Here is an 18,388-nt window from a genome sequence, read left to right as displayed (position 1 = left end):
TTCTTATGAAAGGAAATAACTCTCTTAATTTCAATAGCTTGCAAATTTTTCGTTACGACATAACGCATCAGCGTAACGCAATCAACTTCCCTTTGGTTTGTGCCGTCCAGCCTACGGACGAAATGGATTTGACATATGCACAACTTATTGACCTCCACCGAAAACGACTCTGTGGGGATAGTGTTGCCGATGGGGTCTCCGCCATCGAGACGCAAGCTTTCCGAAATCAACGCTCGACCCTAAACAGCTATCTGAGCTTTCTTGGCAAGACCGCCGATAACCGCGTAGGCCGAGAATTTCTCGAACAATTCGAGCAGAAAGCTGCTGCCTATCTTGCTGAGTGGGCGCATAACCCTAAAAGTCGCTCCGACCGCCAGTCTCATTTGCGCGCGTGGCATCAAACCGTGCTTGCAGCTCAGTCACCTTCTGCACCCGTTCACGAGTCCACGTTCCATACGGAATTGCGTCGCTGCATTGCCATGCAAGACTTGCCTCCGAAGGCGCTCGCGCGCAATGCGGGCGCATCCACGTCTGCCATTCAGCGCTGGATGGCAGGCGCGTTCCCCAATACGAGTGGGCTTCCCTCGCTACGCCGTGTTGAACACGCCTTGGGTCTCGCGCGTGGGCACCTCGAAAAGCTGCTTCCTTCGATGCATGAGGAGCCTCCGCAATCTGCCCCGCCTATCTCGTTTCGAGAGCGGATGCTAAGGACACCATATTTCGTTCCAGTCGCGAACCTGAGCGCTGATTGGCAAGCAGAATGGCAGGCATTCTTCACGTACAAAACAGCCTCATCTACCGTGCTTCGTCGCAATGGCGGGTGGCGGCTGTTACCCGAAGATGAGTGCTGCATCCCGAGGACGACGCTAACGCACCGTGACGGCTTCGCCTGTTCTACAGCGTCCATCGAACTCACCCGTATCCGCTCGTTCATGGGGTTCCTCTGTATCCCAACGACCGGTGAAAACGAGACACCAGAAGCACGAGCCCAGCGCGAACAGAAGCGCCGCAAACGCCGAAGGGGACTCGGCCTTCAGTTAAGCCAGGTACAGACACTGGCAATCCTTGCGGTACCGATGTACGTTGATGCGTACCTTCACTTCATTACCGAAGGTTCAGACGGGCTTATCCACAATGGGCATAACGGATTCGCAACGCTCGTCGCATGCCTGACGCGGCCGGAAACCGGGTATCTCTGGCAGCAGCCCGAGTTTGCAAACAAGCTGGCCGCCGAGGCTTTGGAGGAGAACGATTGGCGGCAGATGTGCGAGAAAGCGTACAAGCTCGCGCAAGAGTGGAAACGGAAATTCAACAAAGCCAAAACGAAATCGCGCGACCCTGGGGAGCCCATTCAGCCGCTACTCGACCTCGATGAGCCGCTCGGCCCTCTCTTCCGGGCAATCCGGCATCTAGATGAAGCCGCCTCCAACGCGCCGCCGGGCAGTGTGATGCAGGCCGAATGCAAGCGCGACGCCCTGCTTTTGATGCTCCTAATCAGCAATCCGCTCCGGGCGCGGACAATCAGTCTGATTCGCTGGCATCCGAACAACCGCAGCCACCTGTACAGGCATCGTGACGGCATATGGCACATCCGGCTGATGGGACGTCACTTCAAGAACTGTGAAGGTGCCCAACTGACGGACTACGACGCCCCGTTAGAGCTGGATGGCCTCGGCGAGCGCCTGGACGAATATCTTGAGGAGTACCGGCCGGTGCTGATACGCAACAATCCAACGTCCGAGTGGCTGTTCCCGAATAGCCGGACTGGCGGGAAGCATGCGTCGCTAGAGAAGGTGGTACGAAAAATCACCGAGCGCTATGTGCCGCAAATTGATAGCGTGGGTCCCCACGCTATTCGGCATCTCGTAGCAACCGACTTCCTGTCCAAGTCGCCAGGGAATTTCCGACGTGTGGCGCAACTGCTGCACGACACGTTGGAGACGGTGCTGAAGCACTACGACCACGAGCCCACCGACAAGGCCTTTGGTCAGCATGGTGCTCATCTGGCCCATCTCGCAAAATTGGCCAGGGTTTGACCTCAATAAGACCGGCCCACACCAAATGGGGCCGCGTGCTGGCGCCGATAGTAGGCAGTCTTTGCGAGGGAGGGCAGTAACTGGAGCGCAGAGTTGGCGCCCGCTTTGCCGCCGCCCTTTCCTCGCAGATGGTGCTCGTCCCGGCGGGTAAAGATTAACAATGTCGGACGAGCTGCTTCCTGCCTGCAGTCGGTCGCCCGCGTCACTATCACCGGCAGGTAGCAAGAATACGGTGGTAGCGACGTTGAAGTTTGTCCCAGTCACCTTGCAGCGTCGCCTCAACACCCGCAAAGCCTTGTATTGGGCCGGATACTCCTCGAAAGCCTGCGCGCTCGAGTAACCGGCCCGCCATATCCACTACAGCCTGCGCCTCCAGACTATGAAGCCCGCTTTCCTGAACGAGGGCGTAGCGCGCATACGTCAACATCGCGAGACGCGGCTGAGTAGCCAACTGGACCGTATTGCATACGAGTCGCATGACGTACCAGTTCAACATTTCTACGCGCCATTCAACTTCGCCCGGCAATTCATGGGCGGGCAGCACAACATCCTTCCCACCCAGCCGTACAGAAAGCTCACCTCCAAATCGCTCAAGCACAGCACGGGTGGTCGCCGGCACGTAGTTCACTGCTGCTTCGTTCATCTGTCCTCCCATCGAACGTCCAAAAACTAGACACCAATGGTCGACGCCTACGGGAACGAGATGCAACGATTTTTGATTACGAAACCTCTGTCGACGCTACCCGACCGGCCGACGAAATTTCGTTGGCAGCGGCAAAGCAGAAGCCGTCGGTACCTATACGCAGTGATTCCGACATGCGTCGGAAGCACTGAGGTCATCAATGGCACAACGCAAAAACGGAGGGGGGCGCCCTGGCATTACAGTCGAAGATGTCAAACGCGCCTGCGATGCTTTGCGCAAGCAGGGACGACCCGTCGGGCCAGTGAACATCCGGCTCGAACTCGGACGCGGAAGCTACAGCACAATCATTCGTGCGATGCGGACGCTGGGTGTAGCCTCGGCTCTTAAGGGCAAACGGGAATCGCCTCCTTGAATATGCATGATTAAGCGACCCCGACCGGGGTCGCTTCTCAGTGGAACGCCATGCATCTATTCGCTTGCAACTCCGACACCAAAGTGCCCGCGATTGCCGCGCCGTGAAGTTGCTCTAATCCATCGAACGGGCCTGAAACCGCGCCACAACCCTCTAGGCTGTAAGGAAGCGACAAAGGCTTTTCTCAGGCGAGCCGCTCCTTCAGGAACGCCACGAGATACGGAGTAGCGGCGGCGGCCACGGTCGACGCGATGGACGGGTCAATGCCCATTTTTCCCGCCAGGGACTCTGCCACGCGACCGGTCAGAATGCCCTCGCCGCCCTCCACCAGCGACTTGAAGAAGCCGTCACCCCGGATGAGGCCTGCGGCGAACGCTGTAAAAAAGCTTCTGCCTCCATGCTCGCCCATCAGGCCAGCATTCTGTTCTTCAACGTGGGCGTGCGCCGTCTCTGCTGCCTGGCTCAGCATCGCCTGCGCATCGCCCGTACTGATGCCTTGAGCAGCCAGGGCTTGGGTAGCCTGGCTCCCCTGTTCAGAGGCAAGGAATTCGGAAACGAGTTGCTGTACGTCCATGGAACGTTCTCCTGGGGTTATAGCGTTTAGGCAATCGCCCTGCGACCACCACCATCAGCGCTGCGTGAAAGATAACCTTCTAAGCTTCTTTACGCCGGCTATCCATGCCGCACCAGGCTGGTTCCGAAGCACGCAGCCGCCGACACGACCGGCACGGCATTTGCGCAGCAGATTAGCACCGCTGCTTCGGACCAAGTCAGTCCTCCGCCATCGCACAACCGCGTCATGTATCGCATTGACACAGACTTCCATGGTCAGTCCATGTGGCCGCGAGCAGCCACCCCCGCAGTTCGTCTTAGTGTGACGCGCCGATTCGTTTACCACTATTGGCTCGCACAACCCGGTAGGGTCGGCCACGCGGTCGCCGTTATTCCGTATCCCAGACCGGGCCTCATTGCTGACGGGAGGCGACCGAGGCAAAGCCGTCATCCACTCTGAACAAATCTACCAAAATATGTTGATTCTGATACACCGAGTTGCTACATTGATAACCAAGCAGCCAAGAATATGCTGGAATTTAGGGGATTTTTGAAATTTTCGAAAATGTCCCTGATTCGCCACCACGCATTACCAAGGCTGCGCGCTTCCGCAAGGAGCGCGCAGTTTTGCTTTGGGTCGGCTTTCGTAACACGCGAGCAAGATCATCGCCGGCACGATGGCCACAGCGCACGACGGCGTCATTCAACGCAACCGGCAGGTATATTCACCGCCCCACGTGCCCCCATTGCATCGTCGGCATAGGTACCGTGGACAGTCCGTCACGCCCTGCCCCGGCACCGCGCATTTAGCAACGATCGTCCCATCGGCCACCGGCCCGTCCGTGCTCTGACAAGCACCGCCCGCCGGCTTGGCGATAGCCGCCCCATCCGCCGAAGATGTTGCGCCGCCCATTTGCGCACACGCCGCAAGCAGGAACGACATACCAACGAGCGGCAGAAGTTTCCAGCCTCGATTCGAGGACATCGCACACCTCCTTCGACGAATGCCGCGCATGCGTCGGCAAACGGACACCCGGCCGGCGAGCGCAAAACAAGATGTCATCAAAGCCAGAACGGAAAGACCTGCCCAGTTATTCCGCCGGCCGAACGCCGCCACGATGATCCGCGCATCCCCAACCTCCAACGCCTGCCTCCGCGCTGCTCTTCAGGTACAAAAAATGCTCCCATTTACCCAGTGGCCGTACCCGGGAGAAGGTCATGCACTGCTCCAATCGCGCGCATCCTACGTCCAACATTGTTCTGCGAAGCGCCATAGTCAGTGTGCTTGCCACGCTCTGCACATCCTGTAGCGGCGGTGGAAGCGGGTCGGGCGGAGCGCCAGGCGCTGGCAGCGCGGGCGGCACCGGCGGTGGCGCAGGACCGAGCTCGGGGACGGGCGCAGCCACACCCTCCCCCGATGTCCTGACCTATCACAACGACATCGCCCGCACCGGTCAATATCTGGCCGAAACGACGCTGACACCCGCCAACGTCAACGCGCGCCAATTCGGCAAGGTGACATTGCTTTCCGCCGACGGCAAAGTCGATGCCGAGCCGCTGTACGCCGGCAACGTATCGATCAACGGCGCAACGCACAACGTCGTCTACGTCGCCACCGAACATGGGAGCGTCTACGCCTTCGATGCCGACAGCAACGCCACGCTTTGGCAGCGTTCAGCGCTGGGCAGCGGTGAAACCCCGAGCGACAATCGAAACTGCAGCCAGATCACACCGGAAATCGGCATCACGTCCACACCCGTCATCGATCGCTCGCGCGGCGCACATGGCGTGCTCTATGCCGTCGCCATGAGCAAAGACGCGAACGGCGCCTATCATCAACGGCTTCATGCGCTCGATCTGTCCACGGGCGCGGAGATGCTGGGCGGACCGATCGAGATCGCCGCAACGTTCCCCGGCAACGGTGCGAACAGCACCAACGGCATCACGACATTCGATCCCGGCCAATACGCCGAGCGTCAAGCGCTAACGCTCGTCAACGGCAATCTCTATCTGGCATGGACGTCGCATTGCGATCAAGGAGCATACAGTGGCTGGATCATGGCCTACAGCGCCGACACGCTCGCGCAGACGAGCGTCTTGAACGTCACGCCGAACGGCAGCGAAGGATCCGTCTGGATGAGCGGCGCGGGTATGGCCTCGGACGGCACGTCGCTCTACTTGCTCGACGCAAACGGCAGCTTCGACACGACGCTGGACGGCAACGGCTTCCCGTCGCAGGGGGACTACGGCAATACGTTCCTGAAACTGGCAATCTCGCCGAAGCTCTCGGTGAGCGATTATTTCGCGCCGTTCAACACGGTAACGGAGTCGAACCAAGACACGGACCTCGGCTCCGGTGGTGCGCTCGTACTCCCCGATCTGGTCGATGCGAACGGCACGACACGGCATCTAGCCGTCGGGGCAGGCAAAGACGCAAAAATCTATGTCGTCGATCGCAATGCGATGGGCAAATTCGACAGCACGAAAAACGCCATCTGGCAGGAGATCGACGGACAGCTCGGCGGCGGCGTGTTCAGCATGCCGGCCTATTACGGCAACGTCGTCTACTACGGCGCCGTCGACGATACCCTCAAAGCCTTTCCGATCACGGGTGCACGCTTGGCCGCCGCGCCAACGTCGAAAAGCCCGGGGGTCTTCCCCTACCCCGGCGCAACGCCGAGCATCTCGGCCAACGGCACGCAGAACGCCATCGTTTGGGCCGCAGAAAACGGCAGCGTAGGCGCACTCCACGCATTCGACGCCGGCAACCTCTCGCATGAGCTATACAACAGCAACCAATCCGGCACACGCGATACGTTCGGCCCGGGCAACAAATTCATCACACCTATGATCGCGCATGGACATGTGTATGTCGGCACGACGAATGGCGTGGCGGTGTTCGCGCCGCTGCCTTAGGCACGCCCGATGGTAGGCCCGTAGACTTCCCGCCACACGTCCGCCCGCACCCTCGCCGCCGATCCGGACCCGGAGCGCTTAAGTTTGCGCGCTTTGTTCCGTAAACAAGCTAACTGCCAAGGGGCAGCCAGTATCGAGGGTGAGAAGGTCAAGCAAGCCGGCGACATCGAGCCCGTGAACATTCCGGCGTGGGACAAGCTCCATGAGGTTGGCACGGGTTCGATTCGCGTCGATATCGCTGATATATGTCGCGGCAACCGCTTGCACTGCGCTCGACGCGCACGCGCAGGACCAGCCTTCGATGTTTGCCCTGAGCGGTTTCGGCACCTTCGCTGCCACGCATTCGAGTCTGACCACGGCAGACTTTGCGTCCGGCCAGTTTCAGGCCGCCGGCGCAGGCGCCAGCCGCAATGTCGATTTCGAGGATGACTCGAAGCTCGGCTTGCAGGTGCAAGCCCACTTCACGAACAAAATCTCGGCATTGGCGCAAGTCGTTGCCCATGAGGACTATGCTTCCCGGTTCAGGCCCGCGCTCGTCTGGGCCTACATCAACTACGCGTTCACCCCCGATTTCAACGTCCGCGTCGGCCGCATCGAGGTGCCGAATTTTCTGGCGGCAGACTACAGCGAAGTGGGCTATGCACTGCCATGGGTCAGAGTGCCGCGAGGGCTATACAACCTCGAACCGGTCACGAGCAGCGACGGGATCGACGCGTCGTACCGGATGCACTTTGGCGGCATAACCGATACGGTCCGCGTTATCGCCGGCACCACCACGTTACACACGCCGGGTCCCTTCCGCATTCGGGTGACGAGCGCGCTCGGGCTATTCGATACGATCGAGCGCGGCCCCTTGACTTGGCGGGTTGCCTACATGCACGCGCATTTGCAACTGCCCTTCGCCCCGCAGTCGTCGTCCACGGTGTACACGACGGGCGCGAGCCTCGATATGTCGAAGTGGTTCGTGCAAGCGGAGATCGCCCGTCAAACCGCCTCAGGCATTTCACCGGGCTACATCGGCGGCTACGCGAGCGCAGGCGTGCGCATCGCGCGGCTGACGCCCTATGTCACCTACGCGCAAACGCATTCGCTCGACCATCCGACATCCGTCATGAACCTGAACTTCGGAGAGCGCGATTTGTCCGCGGGCATGCGATGGGACTTCGCCAACAACGTCGACTTGAAACTGCAGTACGACCACGTATCGGCACCCGCCAACTCCACCGGATGGTTCACGAATTTCGCGCCGGGATTTCAGCTTGGCCCGAGCGCCAACGTCGTCACGGCGACGTTGGATTTCGTGTTCTGAGGCCACATCATGCGCGCCCGCGGAATGCGACGGTTTCGAACCCTACTGCTCAATGCCTGCGTGGGCTTATGGGGCTCATTGAGCTTGGCACCGCCATGCGAAGCTCACCTCGTCGTCATCGTTTCGAAGAACAGCCCGGTCACGGCGCTTACGAAGGCCGAGGTCGCCGACATCTATCTGGCGCGGACGGCGCAACTGCCCGGCGGCGCCGAAGCCATTCCGCTCGATCAAGCGGATGCAGGCGCAAACCGCAGCAAATTCTATGAGATCGTGACCGGAAAATCGCCCGCTCAGTTGCGTGCGTATTGGTCCAAGCTGATCTTCACCGGCAGCGCGGAACCGCCTCGCATCTTCAACGACGTCGCCACGATCAAACGATTCGTATCCGATCACCCCAATGCGCTCGGGTATATCGACGAACAGGAACTCGATCCCAGCGTCAAAGCCGTCCTCCTGCTGCACTGAGATTGCGCGAAAACATGAGCGAAAAAGATTCCCCAGCTCACCCCCGGCGCAACGATGCGCGGCAGCCCGCTCGCCCGCGCTCGCGTTTGGCGGGCATTGCGGCGTTCATGAGGCGGCGGCTGGCCGAGGACTACTTTCTGTTTCCGCTCTTCGCGCTCGTGCTGATCGGTTCCTCATGGGTAGGCACGCTGCATCTGCTCGGTGACGAGCGCGAGGCCGCGACGCAAACGGCGTTGCAACAGGCGCGCGGATTGGCGGATGCGTACGAGGCCCAGGTCGTGCGCAGCCTCGAAGCGATCGATCAGACCTTGAAGACCGTCGCCTACGCGTATGCCACGTCCGGCAATGCAGCGCTCCTGCAATTACAAGATCGCGCCATGCTGCCCTCGCCCATCGTCTTTCGCATGGCGATGACCGATGCTCGCGGCAACATCGTCGCAAGCACCCAGCGAGACTCGAACATCAACGTGGCGACGCAGCCGTATTTTCTGGCGTGCCGCAACGGCAATCCCGACCGGCTGTATGTCGGCCGCACCGAACACAATCCTCGTTCCGGCGCTGCGGAGATCATCTTCAGCCGGCCACTGGAAGACGCGTCCGGTCGTTTCTCCGGCATCGTGATGCTCGCGGTCGACCCCTCCTACTTCACGAGCGGCTACGACTTCGCCCGCATCGGCAAGGACGGGGTGCTCGCGTTGCTCGGAAAGGATGGCGCCATGCGCGTCTTGCAGCATGGCGAGACGATCAGCTGGGGTCAAACGATTGCGCAATCGGCGCTCGGGGCGCGCTCGAGCGCATCGCTCGCCATTCGGCCCTGGGATGCCGGGGCGAAGCGCTTCACTGAAGTTCGCGTGCTGCGCGGCTTCCCGCTCATCGCGATAGTCGGTCTCGCGCAATCGGAACAACTCGAGCGCTACCGGCGCGAGCGCGGCAACGACTTGCGGGCGCTGAGCGCGGTTAGCGCGCTCGTGCTCGTATTGACCGTCATTCTCCATTTGAAGAGCCGACAGCTAGCGAAGAGCCGCAGCCGCACGCGGCGGTTGCAACAAACCTACCTGGTCGCCTCCGAAGCGAGCCTCGATGCGTTCTTCGTGTGGGACCTCGTCGCACGCCTCCCGCGTGACGGGTTGCGCTCCGATGCGGCTTGCGAGGAGTTCGGCTTCGTGCTTCGCGAGGTCAATCGGCGTGGGCTCGATCTCATCGGAAAGCGCCGCGAGCAAGCGCTCGGCACTTCTCCCGAGACGCTGTTCACGGGCGCCGATGCCCGACGCATTCGTGAAGAATTCGCCTCTGTCTATCGTAGCGATGCCTTCGAGGAACACGAATGGATGCAAACGCGCGAGAACGGCGCACCGCTTTGGTTGCACCGCAGAGTGGTGCGTGTAGACGACGGCCTCGTCGCCATCGTGCGCGATGTCACCTCGCGCAAACACGCGGACGTGCGACGCGCCGAGCAGATCCGCGTGCTCGAGATGATCGCAGCGAGCGCGCCGCTCGAGGACATTCTCGATTCGATCGTGCGCGTGCTCCAATCGCAGATTCCTCGCTGCGCGGGCGCCATCGTACTGCGCGACGACGATGGCATGCATGCGCGGCTCGGCGCCGCTCCCACGCTACCGCCCGGTTTCGCGGCGCTCATCGATGGCGAGCCGATCGGCCCCGACGCCAGCCCCGCCACCCTGCCCCTGCACACGTGCGAGTCGGTCAATCGGAGCCTGAGCGACCCGCGCATCGCACGCGCGCTCGCAGGCTCGTCCGTGAGGTTCACCCATTGCCGTGCGCTGCCTATCGTGGGCCACGATGGGCTCACGCTGGGCGCGCTCACGCTGTTCACCGGCGGCGACGCCGAACCGATCGACGGCAAAGCGCAAGCGGCGGAACTCGCCGTTCGCCTGGCCGGCATCGCGATCGAGCGCAGCGCTTCCGAGAAACGCATTCATCATATGGCGACGCACGATGCGCTAACCGGGCTGCCGAATCGGACTCTGCTGCCGGACCGGCTAGAACGGATGATCCTGCACGCGCAGCGCTATGAGCGCAGCGTGGCGGTGGTCTTCGTCGATCTCGACAACTTCAAGCTGATCAACGATAGCCTCGGGCATAGCGCCGGCGACGATCTGCTCAAGGAAGCCGCGGCGCGAATGGCGCGCTGCGTGCGCTCGACGGATACGGTGGTGCGGCTGGGCGGCGACGAGTTCGTGCTCGTCATCGACTGCGACCGCAACGATGCGCATGCGATCGAGACCGCCGTCAAGCGGCTGCGCGAAACGATCCACCAACCCGTCGAACTGGCCGGGAAGTGTTACCACGTGACCTGCAGCATGGGCGTGGCGATCTATCCGGCCGATGGCGATGCCGCCGAAACGCTGTTGCACAATGCCGACGCAGCGATGTATCGCGCGAAGGAACTGGGCCGGAACAATTACCAGCTCTACGCGCCCGAAATGAACCACAATGTGCACGAACGCTTGGTCCATCGGGCGCAATTAGGCGAAGCATTGGCGCGTGGCGAGTTCTGGCTGGCCTATCAGCCGCAGATCGATGCGCAAAGCGGAAGAATATTCGGGGTCGAGGCTTTACTGCGTTGGGATCACCCGATCGATGGCACGCTGCTGCCCGCGCACTTCATTCCGCTCGCGGAGGAATCGGGGCTGATCATTCCCATCGGCGATTGGGTGCTGCGCGAAGCGTGCCTGCAAAACCGGCGCTGGCAGGACGAGGGCCTGCCGCCGATCACCATGTCGGTGAATGTTTCGGCTCGGCAATTCGTGCAGGCCGGCTGGGTGGAGGCCGTAGCGAGCGCACTCGCCGACACCGGCTTGGCGCCGCAATACCTCGAGCTCGAATTGACCGAGAGCCTGTTGATACAGGACCTCGATCACGCGATCCAGACGATGGAGCGATTGGAGCAGTTGGGCGTCAAGCTCGCGATCGACGACTTCGGAACCGGTTATTCGAGCCTGAGCGTGCTCAAGCATCTTCCGGTAGCGCGTTTGAAGATCGATCGCTCGTTCGTGCGTGAGTTGCCGAACGACGCGGACGACAGGGCCATTGCCGCCGCGATTATCGCGCTCGCTCAACGGTTGAAGATGCACGTCATCGCGGAAGGCGTCGAAACGCCGGAACAAGTGGAATTCTTGCGGGCGACGGGATGCCACGAGTTCCAAGGGTTTCACTTCAGTACGCCCGTGCCGGCCGGCGAAATCACGACCTGTCTCGCGCTCGGGCTCGATCATGGGGATTGGGTTAGGGCGCGCTCAGAGCGCCCTTCCGAGGCAGCGCCCACTGCGCCCACTCGCTGCGGGGCGTCCACGTAGCGCCGTCGTGTTCACGTTTGGGGGCGCCCGAGAAATGCTTCGCGCGCTCATCCCGTGCCCACGGGTCCGTGCGACGTGTCACAAGGTAACTGTAAAATTGCGGCTTCGCTCGGTAAACGGCGACGCCTGCGACACGTGCGCCGGCGCCCGACTTCCCAATAGGAACGCCCCCATGCATCAACGCCATCCCCTCGAAAAACTGCTCGAGTTCTCGCTGTTCAAATCCCGTTGGCTGCTCGCACCGTTCTACGTCGGCCTCGTTTTTTCTCTGGTGATGCTGCTGGTCGCATTCGTCAACGAACTCGTGCATGGGCTGACCGGCCTCATGCACGCAACGGCCGAGCAAATCATTCTCGCGACGCTCGGCTTGATCGATCTTTCGCTCGCGGCCAATCTCGTCGTCATCGTGATCTTCTCCGGTTACGAGAACTTCATTTCGAAGATCGACACCGGCGATAACGAGGATCGGCCGAGTTGGATGGGTACGCTCGATTTCTCGGGTTTGAAAATGAAGCTGATCGGCTCCATCGTGGCGATTTCGGCTATTTCGCTGCTACGCGCGTTCATGAGCCTGACCGAGCGGGACATTTCACTCGACGAGCCGCGTCTGCGCTGGCTCGTGGTGCTGCATCTGACGTTCATCGTGTCGGGCGTGCTGTTCGCGACGATGGACTGGATCGCCGCGCGCGCCGAGCATCATTGACGGGGAAGCCAGGCTGGGAGCTAGGCGTTGAGCGTTGAGCGTTAGGCGGCAGACAGCAGGCGGCGCGCCCGCCGCCGCCATGCGCTCAAGCAGGATGCGTGTGGACGATGCACACCTGATTGCGACCGCCGTGCTTGGCGTCGTATAGCGCGCGATCCGCCTCGGATACGAGCGCGGCCACGCCGGCGAGCCCTTCGTAAGCGACGCTGCCGCCCACGCTCACCGTCACCTTCAGCGGCCCCGTCGATACCTCGAGCGCATCGTTCTCGATGGCCGCCCGGATCTTCTCGCCCACCACCGCCGCGCCCACTTCGTCGCAATGCGGGAGGATGACGATGAACTCCTCGCCGCCGTAGCGCCCCACCACGTCGCTGCTGCGCAACTGAGGCGACACCGTCGCAGCGATCTTGCGCAGCACGGCGTCGCCCATCGGGTGACCGTACGTATCGTTGATGCGCTTGAAGTGATCGATATCGAACAGCAGCACGGCAAACGCATCCTGGTGACGCGTCCAGCTGTTGTATTCCGCTTGCAAGCGCCGGTCGACGTGGCGCCGGTTGTATAGCCCCGTCAATGCGTCGCGCTCCGAGGAATCGCGCAACGCCTCGAGCGCCGCCTCGCGCTCTTTCCACGCAACGGCAAGTTCGGTGACGTCCGCGATCGTGACGCAGACGGCCACGACCTCGCCGTTCTCGATCAGCGGCATGAACGCGCAGTCCTGCTGCATCAAATCGAGCGAGCCCGTGATCGGGCAATCGTGCTCGAACGGCAGCAGCCACGGGCGATGCTGCCAAGTGGAAAACGAGCCGCTATGTAGCAAAAACACCGTGTCGAATTTGCGCTTGAGCCAAGCGCGCGGCAAATCGGGGAAGCAATCGAAGAAGCTGCAACCGATGGCCTTCGCTGCGGGCAGGCCGCTATGCTCGTCCATGAAGCGGTTCCACAGCACGATTCGGTAGTCGCGATCCACGGCGAAAATGCCGAGGCCGACTCGCTCGAGTGCGAGCTCGCTTAGACGAGCGGTGCCAGGAATGTCCATCTGCAACTTCTATTCGTTCAAAGATTCGCCAGAAAACCGTCGAGCGCGCCGACGAGCGACTGCACCGCCTTCGCGGTCATGAGCGTCAGCAAATGCGAGCCGAACACGCCATCTTCGGTTTGCAAGTTCACCTCGAGCAACAACGCCCGGTCCCACGGCAGCTTCGACGGATGCAGGACCTCTTCGAGGTCCAACTGCTCGCCCATCAGGCGCGGCGGTGTAAACGTAGGAGACTGCTCGAGTTGCTCGAATAGACCGGTCAAGCATGCCCCGGCAATCAGGTTCGCCACGTCCGACAGCACTTCCGCGTCCGACATGTCCTCGTCGCTCGCTTCCTCGTCGGACGCCTCCTCCGAGCGGAACACGAACTTCATGTGCTGCGCGCTGCGGCTGTCGAACAGGGATATCGCCTCACCGGCGATATCGCAACGAAAACTCTGACGCAGCGCCGTTACCGGTTCCGTGAAATCGAGCATGTCGCGCACGGCGGACGGCAGCGTGTCGGTGTCGACCATGCGAATGCGCGGCACCGATAGATGCACGAAGCGCCCGAGCAGCGCGGCAAGACGCGCGCCCGCTTGGCCCATGCCAATGTTCGCGATCTCTTGCAGCGCGTCGCGCTGATCTTCGGTGAGGATAGGCTCACTCATACAAACCGTACTCTTTCAAGACAGGCATCAGCTTGGCGTTCGTCACCGGCTTGTCGATGAAAGCCACAGCGCCGAGCGCTTTAACACGCGCCTTCGCTTCGGGCTGAATGTCGGCGGACACGACGATCACGAAACTGTCGAGTCCTTCCGAGCGCACGGTCTCCAGCACGTCGAACCCGGTCATGCCCGGCATCGTCAAATCCAAGAACATGATCGACGCCTGCCCGGCGCGATAGGCGGCGAGCGCGTCTTGCCCGTTCGCAGCCTGCGTTATCTCGACGTCCCACGCTTCCGGCAAAGCGTTGATCAGCAGTCGGCGGGCGAGCGTCGAATCGTCCACGACCAGTACAGGCAATCCCATTTTCGGCGGTTCCTTCATAGCCACGTCCGGTATAACGGCCCATATGCACAGATCTGAAGTACTCATAAACCCCAACGTGAGAAAACGTTTTCAATCGCCGCAAACGTTAGCGAAAACGTTAAATCGCACCGAACATTTCTTGACGGACGCCTTCCTCGATTTTTATTTTCAGCAGAGGGACTACGCATACCGATAGGGCTGAACCGGTCGCGCCCCGCCCAACCTGTCCTTGAATATCGCACGCGCTTGGGCCGATATTCGCGGCGCTATTTCGCGTGGCGCGGCAGCCGAGCGCGTCGATAAAAAATCCAAACCAAAACCAATGAACGAGGAAGCGGCGGCTCGCCTCAATCCGGTTGGCGTCGAAGCCGGCTCCCGGTTGTCCTAAAGATGCCAGATAGTCCGAAGAGAAGCCTGCTTCATCGCCAGACGAATTCGCATTGATTTAGATCAAGAGAAATCCACGTCATGGCGCATCGCGCTTGTTATAATCCCATCACGCGCTCGCTATAAAGCTAACGTGTCGTTTTATCCAGCCCTATTTTTCGGCGCCTTCAACGCACATTCATGAACAAACCCGATCGCCTGCGAGCGCTGGCCGATGCGCTTGCCAAGCACAGCGTCATGCGTCTGCGCGACGCGGCCACTTTGCTCGGCGTGTCGGAAATGACGGTGCGGCGCGATATCGCCGCCAATCCCGAGCGCTTCACCTATCTGGGCGGCTATATCGTCAGTGCCGCGAACGTGCCGAACGCCGCCGGTTATTCGCTCGAGCAGGAACAAGACCACTTCGCGCAAGCCAAGGCGCAAGCGTCGGCCCATGCCGCGCAATTGATCGTCGAAAACGAAACCATCTTCATCGATTGCGGCACGACGCTCACCACCCTCGCGCGCCTCATTCCAGCGCAGGTTCAAGTCACCGTCGTCTGCTACTCGCTCAATATCGCCGAGATCCTGCGGCGCATGCCGAACGTGCGGATGATCTTGCTCGGCGGCGTATACGTGCCCTCGTCGGATTCGTTCGCCGGCGACGAGAGCCTCGAGATGCTGCGGAGAATGGGCATCAACAAGGCCTTCATTTCCGCGGGCGGCGTGGACAGCGCGCGCGGCGTGACTTGCTGGAATTTCCACGAAGTGGCGATCAAACAAGCCGCCATGACGAACGCCGTCGAACGCTACCTTGTCGCCGATACGAGCAAATTCGGAGTGGTCAAGGCCGTGCGCTTCTCGCAGCTCGACGAGTTCGATTCGATCATCACCGAGAACGGACTCGAGCCGCGCGAGCGCAGGGCATGACGCAGCTGGCGCCGCGGCTCGCCGCGCCTGCCGCGTGCGAGCGTTAGCTGCGCCGGCGCAGCACGAAGAGCACGCCCGCCACGAGAATGAACGCGCCGACGATCACCTTCTGCCACGTGCTGGGCACGCCGACGAGAATCAGCGTGTTGTCGACGAGCGTCACGAGCGCGACGCCAAGCAACGTGCCGAGCACGGTGCCGCTGCCCCCCGTGATGCGCGCGCCGCCCAGAATCACCGCGGCGATCACGTCGAGCTCGGAGCCGACGAGATCGAACGGATTGGCCAGCCGATTATTGGCGACATGCAAAATTCCCGCGATGCCGGCCAGCATGCCCGTATAGCCGAATACGAACACATGCACCGCCCGCAAGTTGTAGCCCAGCCGCTCGGCAATCGCCAAGCTGCCGCCCATCGCGTAGACGGCGCGCCCCATCATCGTCCGGTTCAACAGCCACCAGGTGAGCGCCGCGGCCGCGAAGAGCGCGAGCACGGAGACGGGCAGCACCGCATCGAGGCCGTCCACGGTGCGATAGGCCAACAACGGAATGCGGCCGAAACGATCCATGCTGTGCGGGATGTTCATGAAAAACGTCGTCCCGACGAACGTGAGCAAGAGACCGCGGTAAAGATACTGCGTGCCGATCGTGACGATCAGCGACGGCGCCTTCAAGCGATGCACGAGCAAGCCGTTGACGACCCCGAGCACGACGCCGCCGATCGCGCCCGCGAGCAGAATGAGCCAGAACGGCGCGGCGGGCCACCAAGCGAACACTGCTTTCGTGAGCGAGTACATCGTCAGCGCGGCAATGGCTGTAAACGACACGTCGATGCCGCCCGCCGCAAGCACGACGAGCGTGCCCAGCGCGAACAGCGTCGTCGTCGTAGCCGAATGCAGCAGGTCGAACAGCGTCGCCCATTGCAGAAAGCGCGGGTTGATCGCGGCCACCACGATGCACGAGAGCACGATCAAGCCCGCGGGCAGCCATTCGGGGCGGCGCGCGAGCTTCGTGCGCCAATCGGGCGTGCGGCGCCGCTCGGTCATTTCCGCAGTATCGGTGGAGCGCATTGTCTGGTTCATAGTGCGAGTGGTGACGCTTGGTTCATGTCGATGCCATGCCGCGGCGCATCTCAAGCCGCCTGTGCGAGCAGCGCGCGGTAAAGCTCGGCCTCGGTCAATTCCGCCGCTCGATACTCGCCCGTCACGCGGCCCTTGCTCATCATCAGTATCCGGTCGCAGTTCTGCAGCAATTCGGGTAGATCGTCGCTGATCAGCACGATGCCGATGCCGCGCTGCGAAAGCCCCTGCATGATGCGATAGATGATGTCCTTCGAGCCTACGTCGACGCCCACCGTCGGCCCATGCAGGATCAGCACGTGCGGATCGATCGCGAGCCAGCGGCCGATCAGCACGCGCTGCTGATTGCCGCCCGAGAGCGATTGCACGGGCTTGTCGATGTCCGGCGTGGCGATTTGCAGCTCCTTCACCGTGCGCTCGGCCAGCTCGCGCGAGCGCTTGGCGTCGAGCTGGCCGAAGCGGTCGCGCAGGCTCGAGATCATCGCCGTCACCACGTTGTCGCGGATCGATTTGTCGAGAAAGAGCCCCTCGCTCAAGCGGTCTTCCGGCACATAGCCGATGCGGTGCCGTTTGGCGTCGGCCGGCGAGGAGAGTGCGATCGGCTCGCCGTCGAGCGTAATCGTCCCGCCGTCGGCGGGCGCGACGCCCGCGAGCGCGCGCGCGAGCTCGTTGCGGCCCGAATCGAGCAAGCCCGTCACGCCCAAGATCTCGCCGCGATGCAGCGCGAACGAGACGTCGCTAAAGTAGCGTGTGCGCCCGAGCGCGCGTACATCCAGCACGACATCGGCCGCCTCTTGGTGCTGTGTTCTGTAACGCGTATGCGCCAGCTCGCGGCCCGTCATGAGCTCGCTCAGTTGCGCCTTCGTATAATTGGCGATCGGTCCTTGCGCCACCTTCTGCCCATCGCGCAACACGATGACTTCGCCCCCGATCGCATAGCATTCGTCGAGCTTGTGGCTGACGAACAGCACCGTCACTCCTTGCGAGCGCAACGAGGTCAACACGGCGATCAAGTTCGCCACTTCTTTTTGCGTGAGCGAGGTCGTCGGCTCGTCCATGATCACGAACTTCGCTTCGCTCGCAATGGCGCGCGCAATCGCCACGAGTTGGCGCGTCGCCAAGGGTAGCGCCTCGATCAGCGCCGCTTGAAATTCCGGGTCCGAGGGCAAGCCTACGGCTTGCAGCGCGCGCCCCGCCCTTTGCTGCAACGCGCGCCGATCGAAAGTGCGAGCGAGGCGCCCGTCGTGTTCAGCCAGTTCGGACGTGAGCGCCACGTTTTCCGCGACGCTCATGTTCGGCAGCAGCGATAAGTCTTGGTAGACCGTTTCGATACCCGCCGCGAGCGCCTCGAGCGGCGTGAGCCGCGCGTGGCGTTTGCCTTCGATGACGAGTTCCCCCGAATCCGGCGGCTGGGCGCCGGAAATGATCTTGATCAGCGTGCTCTTGCCGCAGCCGTTTTCGCCCAGCAAGTGATAGATCTGCCCGCGCGCGAACGAAAGCGTAACGCCGCGCAGCGCATAGACGCCCGTGAAGCGCTTGTGCACGTCGATCACTTGCAGCAGAAAATCCGAAGAACCGTTCTCGTCGCTCATCGTCATGCCGTTCGCCCGCATA

At 61.6% G+C, this 18,388-nt stretch carries 15 protein-coding genes; 8 read left to right on the top strand and 7 right to left on the bottom strand.

What is annotated here, in order from left to right:
• Window positions 1–5: 5 nt before the first annotated feature.
• Entirely contained in the window at window positions 6–2,036 is a 2,031-nt protein-coding gene (locus QQS38_RS08760) for a hypothetical protein (RefSeq protein WP_479644969.1), read from the top strand.
• Between the two features lie 208 nt (window positions 2,037–2,244).
• Here the strand turns inward: QQS38_RS08760 and QQS38_RS08755 are convergent, their stop codons facing one another.
• A complete protein-coding gene (locus QQS38_RS08755) occupies window positions 2,245–2,679 on the bottom strand; it encodes a hypothetical protein (RefSeq protein WP_479644968.1) in 435 nt (144 codons plus the stop codon).
• A gap of 199 nt (window positions 2,680–2,878) precedes the next feature.
• Here QQS38_RS08755 and QQS38_RS08750 point away from each other — a divergent pair, with 199 nt between their 5' ends.
• Window positions 2,879–3,091, top strand: a complete 213-nt coding sequence (locus tag QQS38_RS08750; RefSeq protein WP_425343190.1) for a DNA-binding protein — start codon at window positions 2,879–2,881, stop codon at window positions 3,089–3,091.
• Window positions 3,092–3,275: 184 nt separating this feature from the next.
• Here the strand turns inward: QQS38_RS08750 and QQS38_RS08745 are convergent, their stop codons facing one another.
• A complete protein-coding gene (locus tag QQS38_RS08745; protein WP_232042013.1) occupies window positions 3,276–3,665 on the bottom strand; it encodes a hypothetical protein in 390 nt (129 codons plus the stop codon).
• 1,196 nt (window positions 3,666–4,861) lie between these two features.
• Here QQS38_RS08745 and QQS38_RS08740 point away from each other — a divergent pair.
• The 5 genes from QQS38_RS08740 to QQS38_RS08720 all read left to right on the top strand — a co-directional run bounded on the left by QQS38_RS08740 (window position 4,862) and on the right by QQS38_RS08720 (window position 12,353).
• Entirely contained in the window at window positions 4,862–6,559 is a 1,698-nt protein-coding gene (locus QQS38_RS08740; RefSeq protein WP_479644967.1) for a pyrrolo-quinoline quinone, read from the top strand.
• 301 nt (window positions 6,560–6,860) lie between these two features.
• On the top strand, window positions 6,861–7,868 hold the full coding sequence (locus QQS38_RS08735) for a hypothetical protein (RefSeq protein WP_479644966.1): 1,008 nt from the start codon (window positions 6,861–6,863) through the stop codon (window positions 7,866–7,868).
• Between the two features lie 84 nt (window positions 7,869–7,952).
• The gene (locus QQS38_RS08730; RefSeq protein WP_479644965.1) at window positions 7,953–8,333 is read left to right on the top strand and encodes a type 2 periplasmic-binding domain-containing protein; all 381 of its coding nucleotides are present in this window, start codon (window positions 7,953–7,955) and stop codon (window positions 8,331–8,333) included.
• A 14-nt stretch (window positions 8,334–8,347) separates the two neighbouring features.
• Window positions 8,348–11,650 (top strand): bifunctional diguanylate cyclase/phosphodiesterase, encoded by a 3,303-nt coding sequence (locus QQS38_RS08725; RefSeq protein WP_479644964.1) that lies wholly within the window; start codon window positions 8,348–8,350, stop codon window positions 11,648–11,650.
• Window positions 11,651–11,822: 172 nt separating this feature from the next.
• Window positions 11,823–12,353 (top strand): TIGR00645 family protein, encoded by a 531-nt coding sequence (locus QQS38_RS08720; protein WP_479644963.1) that lies wholly within the window; start codon window positions 11,823–11,825, stop codon window positions 12,351–12,353.
• Between the two features lie 85 nt (window positions 12,354–12,438).
• On the opposite strand, the gene QQS38_RS08715 is transcribed toward QQS38_RS08720, so the two are convergent.
• Genes QQS38_RS08715 through QQS38_RS08705 form a run of 3 tightly spaced genes read right to left on the bottom strand, consistent with a single transcriptional unit; the run spans window position 12,439 to window position 14,403 of the window.
• Window positions 12,439–13,392: a GGDEF domain-containing protein gene (locus QQS38_RS08715; RefSeq protein WP_479644962.1), complete on the bottom strand. Its 954-nt coding sequence runs from the start codon at window positions 13,390–13,392 to the stop codon at window positions 12,439–12,441.
• A 17-nt stretch (window positions 13,393–13,409) separates the two neighbouring features.
• Window positions 13,410–14,042: a chemotaxis protein CheC gene (locus QQS38_RS08710; protein ID WP_479644961.1), complete on the bottom strand. Its 633-nt coding sequence runs from the start codon at window positions 14,040–14,042 to the stop codon at window positions 13,410–13,412.
• A complete protein-coding gene (locus tag QQS38_RS08705; RefSeq protein ID WP_479644960.1) occupies window positions 14,035–14,403 on the bottom strand; it encodes a response regulator in 369 nt (122 codons plus the stop codon). The genes QQS38_RS08710 and QQS38_RS08705 overlap by 8 nt, the downstream gene beginning before the upstream one ends.
• 567 nt (window positions 14,404–14,970) lie before the next feature.
• Here QQS38_RS08705 and QQS38_RS08700 point away from each other — a divergent pair.
• On the top strand, window positions 14,971–15,699 hold the full coding sequence (locus QQS38_RS08700; RefSeq protein WP_479644959.1) for a DeoR/GlpR family DNA-binding transcription regulator: 729 nt from the start codon (window positions 14,971–14,973) through the stop codon (window positions 15,697–15,699).
• Between the two features lie 43 nt (window positions 15,700–15,742).
• Here the strand turns inward: QQS38_RS08700 and QQS38_RS08695 are convergent, their stop codons facing one another.
• Together QQS38_RS08695 and QQS38_RS08690 are read right to left on the bottom strand one after the other, a co-directional pair.
• Entirely contained in the window at window positions 15,743–16,765 is a 1,023-nt protein-coding gene (locus QQS38_RS08695) for an ABC transporter permease (protein WP_479644958.1), read from the bottom strand.
• Between the two features lie 62 nt (window positions 16,766–16,827).
• The gene (locus tag QQS38_RS08690; protein ID WP_479644957.1) at window positions 16,828–18,366 is read right to left on the bottom strand and encodes a sugar ABC transporter ATP-binding protein; all 1,539 of its coding nucleotides are present in this window, start codon (window positions 18,364–18,366) and stop codon (window positions 16,828–16,830) included.
• Between the last annotated feature and the right edge of the window lie 22 nt (window positions 18,367–18,388).

The sequence above is a fragment of the Trinickia sp. Z7 genome (assembly GCF_056498045.1).
The sequence above is the reverse complement of the archived record's forward strand: the minus strand, read 5'-3'. Positions and strand labels throughout refer to the sequence as shown.

Bases quoted from the DNA above. Each gene is read 5' to 3' on its own strand.
- QQS38_RS08690 (WP_479644957.1), bottom strand. From the start codon at position 18,366: ATGAGCGACGAGAACGGTTCTTCGGATTTTCTGCTGCAAGTGATCGAC.
- QQS38_RS08745 (WP_232042013.1), bottom strand. From the start codon at position 3,665: ATGGACGTACAGCAACTCGTTTCCGAATTCCTTGCCTCTGAACAGGGG.
- QQS38_RS08760 (WP_479644969.1), top strand. From the start codon at position 6: ATGAAAGGAAATAACTCTCTTAATTTCAATAGCTTGCAAATTTTTCGT.
- QQS38_RS08700 (WP_479644959.1), top strand. From the start codon at position 14,971: ATGAACAAACCCGATCGCCTGCGAGCGCTGGCCGATGCGCTTGCCAAG.
- QQS38_RS08710 (WP_479644961.1), bottom strand. From the start codon at position 14,042: ATGAGTGAGCCTATCCTCACCGAAGATCAGCGCGACGCGCTGCAAGAG.
- QQS38_RS08755 (WP_479644968.1), bottom strand. From the start codon at position 2,679: ATGAACGAAGCAGCAGTGAACTACGTGCCGGCGACCACCCGTGCTGTG.
- QQS38_RS08740 (WP_479644967.1), top strand. From the start codon at position 4,862: ATGCACTGCTCCAATCGCGCGCATCCTACGTCCAACATTGTTCTGCGA.
- QQS38_RS08720 (WP_479644963.1), top strand. From the start codon at position 11,823: ATGCATCAACGCCATCCCCTCGAAAAACTGCTCGAGTTCTCGCTGTTC.
- QQS38_RS08695 (WP_479644958.1), bottom strand. From the start codon at position 16,765: ATGCGCTCCACCGATACTGCGGAAATGACCGAGCGGCGCCGCACGCCC.
- QQS38_RS08735 (WP_479644966.1), top strand. From the start codon at position 6,861: ATGTTTGCCCTGAGCGGTTTCGGCACCTTCGCTGCCACGCATTCGAGT.
- QQS38_RS08725 (WP_479644964.1), top strand. From the start codon at position 8,348: ATGAGCGAAAAAGATTCCCCAGCTCACCCCCGGCGCAACGATGCGCGG.
- QQS38_RS08750 (WP_425343190.1), top strand. From the start codon at position 2,879: ATGGCACAACGCAAAAACGGAGGGGGGCGCCCTGGCATTACAGTCGAA.
- QQS38_RS08705 (WP_479644960.1), bottom strand. From the start codon at position 14,403: ATGGGATTGCCTGTACTGGTCGTGGACGATTCGACGCTCGCCCGCCGA.
- QQS38_RS08715 (WP_479644962.1), bottom strand. From the start codon at position 13,392: ATGGACATTCCTGGCACCGCTCGTCTAAGCGAGCTCGCACTCGAGCGA.